This window comes from Streptomyces sp. NPDC033180 (assembly GCF_055577645.1).
The window spans coordinates 24,199-37,926 of the sequence record NZ_JBVIPU010000021.1 but is presented as its reverse complement, the minus strand read 5'-3'; the positions used below and the strand labels follow the sequence as shown (position 1 = coordinate 37,926).

Genomic DNA, 13,728 nt, shown 5'->3' with positions numbered 1-13,728 from the left:
CGGTGTCGGTCCGCGCAAACTATCCACGTGAAAACGGGACTTACTGGACGACACGCACTTATGGGCATTAACCGTATTTGCACTTACGTCATCCCGCGGCTACGTCTCCGACGCCTCCGCGTAGACCTGGGACAGCTCAGGAGCACCCTGCACCGCCCAGTCGAGCCCTGCCTCCACCACCTGGATCTCCCGCCCCGAGGGGAGCCACACGACAGGGCTGCCGCCGGGCCAGACGTGCCAGGTGGCGCCGGGCACCCTGCGGACGATGACCGAACCGAGGTACAGACCCGCGTCGTTGCCGAGCCACGGCAGCAGTTCGGGGTCGTCGCGCCAGCGCGGCAGGAGCTGGTCGAGCGCGGTCAACGAGGCCGGGGAGTCGTCGAGTTCGAGCCCGGCGGTAGCTGCCTGGGAACGCAGCAGCTCGCATTCGGAAAGGAGTTCGGCCACACCGGCCGGATCCTCGTCGAACACCGAGGCGAGTCCTGGCCTCCGGTCGGCGGACTGCCTGCGCCACCTGTCGAAGAAGGAGATGTTCATGATCGGCCTCTCCGTGAGGGTGCCTCTGCTCCCCGGTCCAACGAATGTAACTTGCGTCAGTTGATCACGGAATCATGCGAGTGCCCCCGACGCGTCGGCGAACTGCCGGTGCGAGCCGCCCAGCCGCACCCGACACCGGCATCGCGGTGAGTTCGGGTCATGTTCACGCGCACCTCATTGACGCTTCTCCCCGGCCTCCTTAGCTTCATGGCGCACCTGTCGTCACGTCAGCTACAGCCCTGGGGGGTCTACATGCTCCAACGTCCAGGCCGACGTTCATGGGGAGCGGCAGCCGTACTGGCGGTACTCGCCAGTGCCGTCCCAGTGGCAACGGCGCAGGCCGCCCCGCACAGACCCGGGCCGCTCCCCCTGGAGCGGCTCTTCGACAACAGGGCGGTCAGTGACGACGCGCGACCCGCAGACGCGGACTTCGACGGCTCGGGCAGCTCGCTCTCGGCGCGGGACCTCGATGCGGCGGGCTGGACACCGGGCCGTTCGCTCGCCGTGGACGGAGCGCGGCTCGCCCTGCCCCGCACGGGCCCGGGCGATGCGGACAACGTCCGCGCCGACGGGCAGTCCGTGCGGGTGCGCGGGCGCGGGGACGCCCTGGCCTTCCTGGTCGCGGGCACCGGCGGCGAGGCGAGCGGCACGGGGACGGTGCGCTACCGGGACGGTTCGAAGGGGACGTACCTTCTGACGGCGCCGGACTGGCGCGCGGGCCCGCTCGCCACGAAGGCGGTCGCGCTGCCGCATGTGAACACCCCGGGCGGCCAACTCGCCGAGAAGGCACGGCTGTACGTCGTGACCGTACCGGTGGCGCGCGGGCGCGAGGTCGCGTCGGTGACCCTGCCGAAGGACTCCGGCACCCCGGATCTGCACGTCTTCTCGCTCTCCGTGCGGCAGCCGGCCAAGGGGTGGACCGGCAGCTGGTCGGCGTCGCCGGCCGGGTACACCGCGGTGGGCCCGTGGGCCGACCGGACCGTGCGGCTCGTCGTCCACACCAGCACGGGCGGGCCGCGGGTACGCATCCGGCTCGACAACACGTTCGCGTCAGCCCCGGTGCGGATCGGGAGCGCGACGGTGGCCGTGCAGGAGGCCGGGGCGGGGGCGAGGGGCGAGCCGCAGCCGCTGTCGTTCCGCGGCGAGGAGGGCACCGAAGTACCCGCGGGCGCACAGGCGTTCAGCGACCCGCTCGACTTCGACGTGCCCGAGGACACGAATCTCCTGGTGAGCTTCCACCTCCCGGAGACGGTGACGACCGCGCCCGTCCACAGCCAGGCCATTCAGCGCTCGTACGTGAGCGGACCCGGCGATCACTCGTCGGACGGCTCCCCGGCGGCGTACACGTCGACGATCTCGACATGGCCGCTGCTCACGGGCGTCGACGTGTCGGGCGGACCCGGCTCCGTCGTACTGCTCGGCGACTCCATCACGGATGGCGTGAAGTCGACGCAGGACGCCAACCACCGCTGGCCCAACGTCCTTGCGACGCGGTTGCTGCGGCAGGACGAGGTGCCGCGCTTCGGAGTCCTGAACCAGGGGATCTCGGCGAACCGCGTGGTCACGGACCGCTACCCCGGGGACGGTGTCTCGACGGACACGGGTGGCGTGAGCGCGCTGCACCGCCTGGACCGTGACGTGTTCGCCCAGACGTCGGCCCGTACGGTCGTCGTCTTCGAAGGTGTCAACGATGTGCGGTGGGGTGCCTCGGCCGAGCAGGTCATCGAGGGGATGCGGGAGATCGCCGGGCGGTCCCAGGAACGGGGCCTGCGGGTGGTGGCGGCGACGATCGCGCCCTGCCAGGGCGAGTCACTGTGCACGGCGGCGGCGGATGCCGAGCGGGTGAAGGTCAACGCCTATCTGCGCGGCGGCGACGACTTCGACGCCGTCCTGGACTTCGACGCGGTGCTGCGGGATCCGGCGAATCCGGCACGGATGCGGGCGGAGTACGACAGCGGGGACCATCTCCATCCCGGGGACGCGGGGCTCTCGGCGCTCGCGGAATCGGTGGATCTGCGGTTGCTCGAGCCGTAGGGAGCGGACGCCCCGGGCAGCGGACAGCGGGTGCCGGACGGAGGGATTTCCCCGGACGGCACCCCTCACCGCTGTGTCACACGTCGAGGTCCACCACGACCGGCGCGTGGTCGGACGCGCCCTTGCCCTTGCGCTCCTCGCGGTCCACGTACGAGTCCGTCACGGCCTTGGTGAACGCCTCGTTCCCGTACACCAGGTCGATGCGCATTCCCCTGTTCTTGGGGAAACCGAGCTGGCGGTAGTCCCAGTACGTGAACGGGTGGTCGTACTTCAGGGGCCTCGGCACGACGTCCGAGAGGCCCGCGTCGCGCAGCGCCGCGAGCGCCGCGCGCTCGGCGGGGGTCACGTGCGTGGCGCCCTCGAACAGGGCGGGGTCCCACACGTCCGCGTCGGTCGGCGCCACATTGAAGTCACCGAGGACCGCGAACGGCCGGTCGGCCGCCGAGTCGGCGGCCACCGCGGTCTTCAGGGCCTCGAACCACTGGAGCTTGTACGCGAAGTGCGCGTGGTCGATCTCGCGGCCGTTCGGCACGTACACCGACCAGACGCGGGCCGGACCGCACGTGGCGGAGATCGCGCGCGGCTCCTGGATCCCGTCGTAGTCGGGGCCGCCGGGCAGTCCGGTCGTCACGTCGTCGAGGCCCACGCGGGAGACCAGCGCGACGCCGTTCCACCGCCCCGTGGCGTTCACCACCGACTCATAGCCGAGCTCGCGCAGCTCGGCGGCGGGGAACTGCTCCGCGGTGGTCTTGGTCTCCTGGATGCACAGCACATCCGTACCGCTGCTCTCCAGCCAGGCGAGGAGCCTGGGCAGCCGAGCGGTGATCGAGTTCACGTTCCAGGTGGCAATGCGCATGCTTCCCAACCTACCGGGCGCCACTGACAGCCCCGGGGCCGCCGGTCACAGCTCGGCGGACTCCCCCGGCGTGAGCCGCAGGTGCTCGGCGCCGCCGAGGGACCCGATCTGCGAGTCGTAGATCGGCCGGGCCAGGTCGGTGAGCAGCGCGTCGTGGATGTCGTAGGCGCGCTGCGGCTTGATCTCGCGCACGTAGTCGATGACCTCGGAGATCTTGTTCCAGGGCGCCATCACCGGCAGCATCAGGGTGTCCACCGGCTGCTCCGGGACGGTCAGCGCGTCGCCCGGGTGGAAGACCGAACCGTCCACCAGATAGCCGACGTTCGTGATCCGCGGGATGTCCGGGTGGATCACGGCGTGCAGCTCGCCGTGCACCTGCACACCGAACCCGGCGGCCTCGAAGGTGTCGCCGTGCCCGACGGTGTGCACCCGCCCCGGGAAGGCGGCCGAGATCTTCTCCGCGACGGAGCGCAGGGTCCAGATCTCGGCGGCGGGGTCGGCCTCCATGCCGGCGCGCAGCCGGTCCTCGCTGAAGTGGTCGGGGTGCTCATGCGTGACGAGGATCGCGTCGGCGCCGAGCGCCGCGTCATCCTCGCTGAAGCCGCCCGGATCGATGACGAGACTCCGGCCGTCCCGCTCCAGGCGGACACAGGCGTGCGTCTTCTTCGTGAGCTTGATGCTCTTCGCAGCAGTCGTCATGCCCCCATCCTGCTACGCGTCACTCCTGGGGCGTGGTTTCCTCGCGGATCACGGCCTGGGCGACCTTGAAGGCGGAGTTCGCCGCGGGTACGCCGCAGTAGACGGCCGCCTGGAGCAGGACTTCCTTGATCTCCTGCGGGGTGAGGCCGTTGCGCAGGGCGGCGCGGGTGTGGAAGGCCAACTCGTCCAGGTGGCCGCCCGCGACGAGCGCGGTGAGGGTGACGCAGCTGCGGGAGCGCCGGTCCAGGCCGGGCCGGTTCCAGACCTCGCCCCACGCGTAGCGCGTGATGAGCTCCTGGAAGTCCGTGGAGAAGTCATCGGCGGCAGCGAGCGCGCGGTCCACGTGCGCGTCGCCGAGCACCTCGCGGCGGACCTTGATCCCCGCTTCGTACGGGTCCGCGCGCCCGCCGGCCACGGCCTCCGGCTGCTCCATGGGCCCGATCTCGGCGACCGGGAAGACGGGCGGCGGCGGGGCGAGCACCGGCTTGAGGGGCGTGGCGCTGATCGCCGCGTGCGTCCCGGTGGCGTCGGGCGCGAGCTGCCAGGCGGTGGAGAAGTGACGTACGAGAAGGTCGGTGACGGCGGCGGGCTGCTCGACGGGGGCGAGGTGGGAGGCCCCCGGCACCACGGCGAGGCGGGCGTCCGGGATGCCCGCGACCAGGGTGCGGGCCTCGCCCTGCCCGGTGACCTGGTCCTCCGACCCGACAAGGACGAGCGTGGGCACCCCTGTCCGGCCCAGCTCGGCGCGCACGTCGAAGGCGGCGAGGGCCTCGCAGGCGGCGATGTAGCAGCCCGGGTCGGTCGTCCGCACCATCTGTACGGCCCAGTCGGTGATCGCGGGCTGCGCGGCGGCGAAGCCGGGCGTGAACCAGCGCTCGGGGGAGGTACGCGCGATGGGGTCGAGGCCGTTGCTGCGCACTATCACCCCGCGCTGGCGGAACTCGTCGGCGCTGCCGAAGCGCGGCGAGGCCGAGATCAGCGCGAGCGACGCGACGCGCTGCGGGTGCCGCAGGGCGAGCTCGGCCCCTATCGCGCCGCCGAACGCGCAGCCCGCGTAGCCGAAGCGCTGCACACCGACCTCGTCGAGCGTGGCGAGGAGCCGCTGGGCGAGCTCGCCGACAGAGCCGCAGGGGTGGGCGGGGGCGCCCCCGTGTCCGGGCATGTCGAAACGGAACACACGCCACTGCTTGACCAGCTCGGGCACCTGCCGGTCCCACATGTGCCAGGTGGTACCCAGCGAGGGACCCAGGATCAGGACAGGAGCGTCTTCCGGCCCGTCAAAGCGGTATTGCAGGGTGTTCATCGGTGTCTCGCTCACTCGCCCGACCCTCTCATCTGTCACGACAGCCCCCATGAGCGGGGTCCTGGCTGTGGCTGTTCGACCAGGTGGAAGACCTCCCGGGCAGCGTAGCGTTCGCGGCGACGGACGACTCCCAGCCGCGGGTGCTCGGCCGAGAGCTGGGCGGGAGCGGCCGCGCCCCGTACGGCAGCAGGGCCCGGACCGCGCGTCACGGTCCGGGCCCTGCTGCGTGCGGTGCCGCCCCGCGGCGGCGGTGCGTCAGCTCTGTGCGGTGTCGTCGCTCGTCTGCCCGGCGCTCTCGGCCGAGCCGACCTTCTCGCGCATCTTGCGCACCAGCTCCGCCTTCTGGTCGGCGGCGCCCTGGCGGTCGAGGTTGCGGTGCGGGCCGTTGTTCTGCCGTTCGGCGCGGGACAGCTTCTTGCGCTTGCCGCCGCCCATGCCCACGGGGTTGTTGATGTTCTTGCTCACGGGTTCTCCCGGAATGGTGTGAAGTGATCTACGGACTCATCGGTGGGGGACGGGCGCGGCGGCGTCGAAGGACGTCAGCAGGGGCCCATCACGCTCTCACTCGTAAATCAGCGTCTGGAAGAACATGACCACGACGTTACCCGGTTCCGTCGGCCCCGCACACCAGGTTTTTCGCCGTCCCGGCGCCGGGACGGCCTGCTATGGCGAGGGCCTCGCCGACGCGAGCCGCAGACCGTCGAGCAGGGGTACGGGGTCGACCCCCGAGCGCCACCGCACGCAGTACACCCAGCGCCGCAACACACGTCCGCGTAGCTCCACCGACACGACCGTGCCGATGTTCCCCGGTTCGCGGGGGTGACAGACGCGGTCGTTCACCGCGAAAGCGGGCGGGCGCACGGTCAACCCCTCCTGGCCGGGAGTTCGGCCGCCGTGCAGGTGGCCCGCCCGTAGGAGCCGGTCGCGGTGGCGCGTTGCACGTGTTCGCCGCGGACGGCCAGAGTGCAGCTCGCCTCTCCGCCCCGCTCGTCGAGCTGGACCCGGACGGTCGGCTCCTGGCCGAGGGGCACCCGGACGGTCTTCTTCCACGGGAGTGCGACGGCCTTCTCCTGCTTGGCGGTGCCCCGCACGTCGCGGGCGAGATACGACACGTCGGCCTTGCCCGCGCCGGTGATCTCGTAGGTGACGGATGCCGTGGGAACCGGGCGTGCCCCCGGTTCGTCGTCCCCGGCCACGCCGTAGGCCGCGAAGGCGCCGCAGCCGAGGATCAGCACACCGGCCGCGGTGAACACCCGGCGACGGGAGCGCGCGGATTCCGGCGCCGAATCGGCGTCGGTGGATTCGGCGATCACGGGGTCGGACGAGTCCGATTCCCTGTCGCCGTGAATCGTCGAATCGTCATTCATGCCAGCCCTTTCGATAAACAAAGCCCTGCCGAATCCGGCTGGTTATACCCGACCGTGGCCGCGAAGCGCCACGCCCGGAAGAAACCGGACTATTCGTCCGCCACGCCTGGGCGGATTACCCAGATGAACTGGGAACACGAGAAATGTCCAGAACCTGAACGACGTTGACAGGCGACCTCCCGGCGCCTAAATAATCCGCCGCGTCGATTATCCGTTCGCTGTTCCTGAATTCCGGGAGCAGTGCTCAGTGCTGCCCGTTCAAGGTCCCGCACGCACTGCTGCAAGGCCTTGGAACAAGGGCGGGGAGGTAGTTGTCACCGTGAGAATTGGCCATCGCCGGCTGCTCGTCGGCGTGATCGTCTCGGGGGTCCTGGGCACCGCGCTGCCCCAGGTCGCTTTCGCGGCCCCCGACGCGTTACCGCAGCAGCCGACCGAGCAGGGGCAGACCGCCCGGAGTGACCCGCCGCCGGACCCGCCCAAGCGGCGCTACCCGCAGAACTCCCCTCACCTGAAAGTCGCTTACGGAGCCGGCGGCACCACGCTCGACGTCCCCGCGGTCGTACACGGAACCGGCCCGGAGCTCTCCTGGCCCAAGGCGACCGTCGGCGGCGCGAAGGACCGCATCGTCGGGTACCAGGTGCACCGCTCCCCGCGGCGCGACTTCGCGCCGACGACCTCGACCCTCGTGTCCACGCTGGGCAAGGGGGCCCAGCGGTTCAGGGACACCACCACCGAACCGACACCGGCGTCACATGCCACGGAGATCAGCCGCCACTACTCGTACCGGATCCTGGCGCAGACGAAGGACGGCAGGCTGCTCGGCTCTCCCGTGCTGCGGGTCGGCGTGCCCAAGCCGGGACACACCGTGCGGGTGATCGAGGCGGACCACGCGGATGCTGTCCGGATCTCGGGGAAGGCAGGCACCCTTCTGGAGTTCCCGACCTCCGAGATCTCCAAGAAGGCTCAGATCCTGGAGGCGCGACTGAGCCTCGAACTGCCGGACAAGCACGCATCGGGCACCGGCGGCAAGGGCGCGCTGTATGAACTGCGCCCCCTGAAAAAGGAGTTCACCAAGACGGCGTCCGGTGAGCTCGGGCCGGTCTTCGCCGACGGCAGGCCCGACGGGGCGACCATGTCCCTGGACGCGACCTCGCTGGCGCACCAGTGGGTGAAGCATCCGAAGGCCAACAAGGGTGTCCTGGCCGGGCCGGCGAAGCACACCAAGGGCCGACCGGGCGTCGCTGACGCCGCCGAGTTGCGGGTCGTCGCTGCCGAGCCCACGCCGTGGGACACGTACTACGCGCCCGGCACTCCGACCCGTATGAGCGCGGACAACACCTACCCGGTGGATGTCACGGTCACCAACACGACCACCACGGAGTGGCCCGCCGGTGAGCGTGAGTTGAGCTACCGGTGGTCGCACCCGGACGGTTCGGACGCCACGACGGCCGCGAATCAACTGAAGGCGGACGTTCCGGCCCTCGCGCCCGGCGCTTCCACGACCGTGACGGCCACGGTCAAGTCGCCGGTGGTCGACGGCAACCGGCGTGCGGGCTACACGCTGACCTGGGACCTGCGCAACAAGACGGACGGCTCCTGGCTCTCCGAGAAGCCGGGTATCGGCGGCCTGACGCAGCAGACGGCCGTCGAGGACCCGACGGCGGACCGGCTCGGCCTGGAGAAGTACCACGCGTACACGGGCAAGGACACCGGCGCCGGCTCGTCCCTGTCATCCAACCTGGGTTCGGGCAACGCCTCTTGGTCGTACAACGCGTTCTCCAACCCCGGCCGCGGCATCAACACGTTCGCGCGCGTCACCTACAACGCGCAGGACACCTCGGACAGCCTGCTGGGCCACGGCTGGTCGGCGCAGATGTCCGGCCCGTTCCGGTTGGGCGGTGTCCTGGACGTGCACCCCGACACCAACCCGTCCGAGGCGTATGTCGTGGACGGCGACGGCACCCAGCAGATCTTCCGCAAACAGGACGACGGCAGCTGGAAGCCCGCGCCCGGCTACCACTACCGCCTCTCGGCGAAGGCAGGAGCCGCCGCGTCGTGCGCGGTGGGCGCCGGCCCCGAGGTGCCGGACGCCTGGACGATGACCCGTCCGGACGGCACCCGTTTCGTGATCGGCTGTGACGGCTATCTGACGTCGGTCGTCGACAAGAACGGCAATACGCAGACGTACGAGTACGAGCTGCGGGACACGGGGAACCGCGACGTCAAGTTCCTCACGCGGATAAAGGACCCGTCCGGTCGGGTCACCATGCAGCTCGACTACTACCGGGAGGGCGATGCGACGTACGACTACCTCAACGCCCAGGGCGAGAAGGTCTCGGGAACCGATCTGTGGAACCCGTCGATCTACGGCCATCTCAAGTCGGTCACGGACGTCTCCGGCCGCAAGGTCTCCTTCCTCTACACGGAGAAGGGCCATCTGGGCCGTATCACTGACGGTGACGGTTCGTCGCAGCCGAAGGTCTTCTCCTTCGCGTACGACAAGGATCAGGGCAGCAGGAACACCAAGCTGACCAAGGTCACCGACCCACGCGGCAACTCCACCGGCCTCGGCTACTCGGTCACCGCCGAGACGGACTACCGCTGGTCCACCAAGGACATCACCGACCGCCTCGACGGCCGGGCGGACTTCGCGTACAAGAAGCTGCCGGAGGGCCGCGACGAGACGACGGTCACCGACGCCGAGAAGCACGCCTCCACGTACGAGACGGACTCCGGCGACCGGCCGGTGAAGGTCGTCAACGCCAAGTCCCAGGCGACCAGGATGACGTGGGACTCCGACAACAACGTCACCGTTCTCGAGGAGGCCAACGGGGCGAAGACGGCGTACTGCCACGACCAGAAGACCGGCTTCCCGCTCTGGATGACCTCGGCGGAGGAGAACAAGGCGGGCCTGCCGTCAGCGGACGAGTGCGCGCCGGGCAAGTCCCCGCTCCACTCGGTCCGTTACGAGTACAAGACACGGGCGGACGGCTACTCGGCCGACCTGGTCAGGAAGACCTCGGCGGAGGGCCGTGCCTGGGAGTTCGGCCATGACGCCAAAGGCAACCTGAAGACGGTCACCGACCCGAAGGGCGTCGCGTCCGCCACGTCCGGCGACTACACGACCTCGTACGACTACGACGCGTACGGGCAGCTCACCAAGGCCACGGACGCCAACGGCAACCCGTCGACCTACCAGGACTTCAAACCGTCGGGCTACCCGGCCACGACGACCGACGCGCTGAGCAAGGTCACCAGGACCGAGTACGACGAGCGCGGTCAGGTCCTTTCGGTCACGGACGCGCTGGGCAAGAAGACCACGCAGACCTACGACACCTTCGGTCGCCCGCTGGTCTCCAAGGCGCCCAAGGACCAGGTGGCGGGGGTCTTCATCACGACTCCGGCTCCCGAGTACGACGCCAACGACAACGTGACGAAGTCCAAGGCCCCCAACGGCGCGACGTCGACCGCGGTCTACGACAAGGCGGACCAGGTCGTCTCGGCCACCGCGCCGAAGGACAGCGATACCGCGGCGGAGCGGAAGACCGCGTACACGTACGACAAGGTCGGCAATCTGCGGACGACCACCGAGCCGAAGGGTGTGGCGACGGCGTCCGACCCGGACGACTACGTCACGACCAACGTCTACGACGAGATCTATCAGCTCGTCGAGGTCGCCAACGCCAAGAACGAGAAGGTCCGTTACCTCTACGACGACGTGGGCAACGTGGCCAGGGTCATCGATCCGAAGAAGAACGCGTCGGCCGACCCGGACGACTACACCATCAAGACCGACTACGACATGAACCACCGTGTCGTCGCGGTCACGGACGCGACGAGCCGCACCACCAAGCAGGCGTACGACAAGGACTCCCTGCTCGTCTCCACGACCGACCAGAAGGACAACACCACCAGGAATCACTACGACGAGCGCGGCAAGCTCGCTGTCGTCCAGGCCCCGCACACCGCTGACACCACGCGCGAGACCAAGTTCGGCTACGACGAGGTCGGCAACCGGATCAAGGTCTTCACGCCCCGAGCGGTGAACACCGAGGCGGCCGACGACTTCGTGGCGGAGACGACGTACGACGCTCTGAACCGTCCGCAGCGCCAGATCCAGCCGTACGACCCGAAGGATCCCCGGTACAACCGGAAGGTCTGGACGGAGACGTCGTACGACGCGGTGGGCCGGGTCTCGAAGGTCTCGATGCCGCCGTCGGAGGGCGAGAGCACCCGCAACGACACGACCTACGACTACTTCGACAACGGCTGGGTGAAGAAGTCCACGGACCCGTGGAACATCACCACGACCTACGACCACACCGAACTCGGTCAGCAGTCGGCACGTCAACTCACGTCGGCCGCGGGCTCATCGAGCCGCACCATGCGGTGGGGTTACTACCCCGACGGCAAGCTCAAGTCCCTGGACGACGACGGCATTCCGGTCGGCAGGAACGAGGTCCTCGGCGTCGAGTCCCAGTCGGTCAGGACGTCTGGCGCCGGCGGCGACGAGCGCGCGTGGAAGCTGACGATCCCCAAGTCCGGTACGTACACGGCGTATGCGCAGAGCGCCGAAGGCGGGAAGTGGGCCAAGCTCGGCGAGAAGGAGTACAAGCAGGACCAGACGACCACGCTGAAGGCCGAGGCCGAGCAGGTGAAGCTGGTCCGCGACAACTCGGCCGCCGTGGACACCGAGCGCAAGCGGTTCGCGTACGCCTACGACGTCAACGGCAACCTGACCTCGATCGACGACACCTCGACCGGCACGAAGATCGACGCGTACACGATGTCGTACACGGGCCTGAACCAGGCGTCGAAGGTCGTCGAGGCGCTGGCCGGCGAGGAGAAGAAGTCCACGTCGTACACGTACGACGCGAACGGCCAGCCGGAGACGCTGGCCCATCCCGACCAGTACAGCAAGTACACCTACGACGCGCGTGAGCTGGTCAAGTCGGTCTCGGTCGGCACGAGCGCTGTTGACGCCTCGCCGAAGGTCACGACGTACGACTACACCTGGCGCGGCCAGAAGAGCCGCGAGACCAAGGCCAACAAGAACACGGTCGACTACGCCTACTACCTGGACGGAGCCCTCGACACCCAGACGGAGAAGAAGCCGGACGGCACGCTCGTCTCGTCCCACGACTACGCCTACGACGCCAACGGCAACAAGGCGCGCGACCTCGCCAAGAAGATGAACGCCGACGACAACTCGGCGTACCTGTCCTCGACGACGGACTACACCTACGACCCGGCCGACCGGCTGGCCAAGTCGGTCCGCACGGGGCACGGCGCGGGCACGGAGACGTACGTCCACGACGACAACGCGAACGTGGTCTCCCAGACGGTCAAGGGCGAGACGACCACCTTTGGTTACGACCGCAACCGCCTCCTGAAGTCCACGACTCCGGAAGGCACGCTGTCGTACAACTACGACCCGTTCGGCCGTCAGGAATCGGTCACTTCGGGCGGCAAGGTCGTCGAGCGCAACACCTACGACGGCTTCGACCACGTGGTGGAGCACGGCAAGCTGGATGCGGCTTCCGGCTCGATGAAGAACACCCAGTACAAGTACGACCCGCTGGACCGCACGTCATCGAAGACCGAGAACGGCAGGACGACCGACTTCAACTACCTCGGCATGTCGAGCGAGGTGCTGGGTGAAGAGGTCGCCGGCAAACTCACCAAGTCGTACCAGTACAGCCCTTGGGGCGAGCGCCTTTCGCAGGTCAAGCATGCCGCAGACGGTGCTGCCGGCGAAGACGCGTACTACGGCTACAACTCCCACACCGACGTCGAGTCCCTGACGGACGCGGACGGCTCCACGAAGGCGACGTACGGCTACACGGCATACGGCTCCGACGAGAAGTCCGACTTCACCGGAATCGACAAGCCGGATGCGGGCGACCCGTCCAAGGAGACGTACAACCCGTACCGCTTCAACTCGAAGCGGTGGGACGCGTCTTCGGGCACGTACGACATGGGCTTCCGTGACTACAGTCCGGGGCTGAATCGGTTTACGACCCGGGATATGTACAACGGGGCGTTGGCCGATATGGGGCTGGGGGCCGATCCGTATACCGGCAACCGGTATTCGTTCACGGGGGGCAACCCCATCAGCCGGGTCGAGCTTGACGGGCACATATCCTGCGGGTTCTGTTCCGACGTCGTCGACACCGTCAAGGGCGCGGCCAAGGGAGCGGTCAAGCTCGCCAAGGGCGCCCGCAGCGTGGCCAATCCCATTGATATCTTCCTCAACGGAATCGGGTGGAATTCATCCACGGCTTCGAACGGATACGAGTCGGAGCCCGGCGCGAAACCCGACTACAGCAAGGGCTTGTTGGTCAAGCCGGATTCCGAAAAGGAGTGGCAGCCGGGGGCTGCGCGCTTCCCCTTCACCAGAGATGACTGCGGGCAAGGTCAGAGTATGGTGTACTACCAGCCGCTCGACCAGCAGAAGAGGGCGACGGGGGTGCGTGCTTGTCTCAACGACGGTGACTACAACTGGATCAACGACAAGGGCGCGACAAAGGGCGACGCCGGTTCCAAGATCGCGGGAAGTCCCGTGCCGCGCCCCCAGAGGGATTACCCCGAATTGACTCCTCCGGGCTTCAAGAAGGGGATGAACCGTGGCCACCTCCTCGCCAACCGCCTGGGTGGTAGCGGTACCGAGCCCCGGAATCTGGTCTCCCTGTGGGCCACACCGAACAGGTCGCAGATGAAGAAGGTGGAGAACCAGGTGGCCGCCATGGTGGAGTCCGGCCAGACGGTCTACTACGAGGTGACCCCGCACTACACCCGGCGAGGGGCACCGGACCACCTGACCATCACGTGGTTGAACATGGACACGGGAGAATTCGAGCCGGGGGCGAAGATCTGGAATACGCCTACAGGGCTCGAACCCTGAGTCGTGAAGTTGCCAGGGCCCGAAGGTG

The 13,728-nt window shown here is 68.6% G+C and carries 9 protein-coding genes; 2 read left to right on the top strand and 7 right to left on the bottom strand.

The genetic code is table 11. The annotated features are described in order from the left end of the window. Positions 1 to 99: 99 nt before the first annotated feature. Positions 100 to 537: a DUF6278 family protein gene (locus tag ACZ5WE_RS35875; RefSeq protein ID WP_467695495.1), complete on the bottom strand. Its 438-nt coding sequence runs from the start codon at positions 535 to 537 to the stop codon at positions 100 to 102. Between the two features lie 252 nt (positions 538 to 789). Between ACZ5WE_RS35875 and ACZ5WE_RS35870 the strand changes: the two genes are divergently transcribed. Then, positions 790 to 2,571 (top strand): SGNH/GDSL hydrolase family protein, encoded by a 1,782-nt coding sequence (locus ACZ5WE_RS35870; RefSeq protein WP_467695493.1) that lies wholly within the window; start codon positions 790 to 792, stop codon positions 2,569 to 2,571. A gap of 76 nt (positions 2,572 to 2,647) precedes the next feature. Here ACZ5WE_RS35870 and ACZ5WE_RS35865 read toward each other — a convergent pair whose 3' ends face one another. The 6 genes from ACZ5WE_RS35865 to ACZ5WE_RS35840 form a co-directional block, all read right to left on the bottom strand. Beyond that, positions 2,648 to 3,427, bottom strand: coding sequence for an exodeoxyribonuclease III (locus ACZ5WE_RS35865; RefSeq protein ID WP_467695491.1), 780 nt, complete (start codon positions 3,425 to 3,427; stop codon positions 2,648 to 2,650). 45 nt (positions 3,428 to 3,472) lie between these two features. After that, complete coding sequence (locus tag ACZ5WE_RS35860) at positions 3,473 to 4,105, bottom strand: MBL fold metallo-hydrolase (RefSeq protein ID WP_467695577.1); 633 nt, start codon at positions 4,103 to 4,105, stop codon at positions 3,473 to 3,475. A gap of 40 nt (positions 4,106 to 4,145) precedes the next feature. Continuing rightward, complete coding sequence (gene pcaDC / locus ACZ5WE_RS35855) at positions 4,146 to 5,444, bottom strand: bifunctional 3-oxoadipate enol-lactonase/4-carboxymuconolactone decarboxylase PcaDC (RefSeq protein ID WP_467695489.1); 1,299 nt, start codon at positions 5,442 to 5,444, stop codon at positions 4,146 to 4,148. A 240-nt stretch (positions 5,445 to 5,684) separates the two neighbouring features. After that, a complete protein-coding gene (locus tag ACZ5WE_RS35850; RefSeq protein WP_467695487.1) occupies positions 5,685 to 5,894 on the bottom strand; it encodes a DUF6243 family protein in 210 nt (69 codons plus the stop codon). A 198-nt stretch (positions 5,895 to 6,092) separates the two neighbouring features. Then, positions 6,093 to 6,290, bottom strand: a complete 198-nt coding sequence (locus tag ACZ5WE_RS35845; protein WP_467695485.1) for a hypothetical protein — start codon at positions 6,288 to 6,290, stop codon at positions 6,093 to 6,095. A 2-nt stretch (positions 6,291 to 6,292) separates the two neighbouring features. After that, complete coding sequence (locus ACZ5WE_RS35840) at positions 6,293 to 6,796, bottom strand: hypothetical protein (protein ID WP_467695483.1); 504 nt, start codon at positions 6,794 to 6,796, stop codon at positions 6,293 to 6,295. Between the two features lie 319 nt (positions 6,797 to 7,115). On the opposite strand from ACZ5WE_RS35840, the gene ACZ5WE_RS35835 reads away from it, so the two are divergent. After that, the gene (locus tag ACZ5WE_RS35835; protein ID WP_467695481.1) at positions 7,116 to 13,700 is read left to right on the top strand and encodes a DNA/RNA non-specific endonuclease; all 6,585 of its coding nucleotides are present in this window, start codon (positions 7,116 to 7,118) and stop codon (positions 13,698 to 13,700) included. The last annotated feature ends 28 nt before the right edge of the window (positions 13,701 to 13,728 follow it).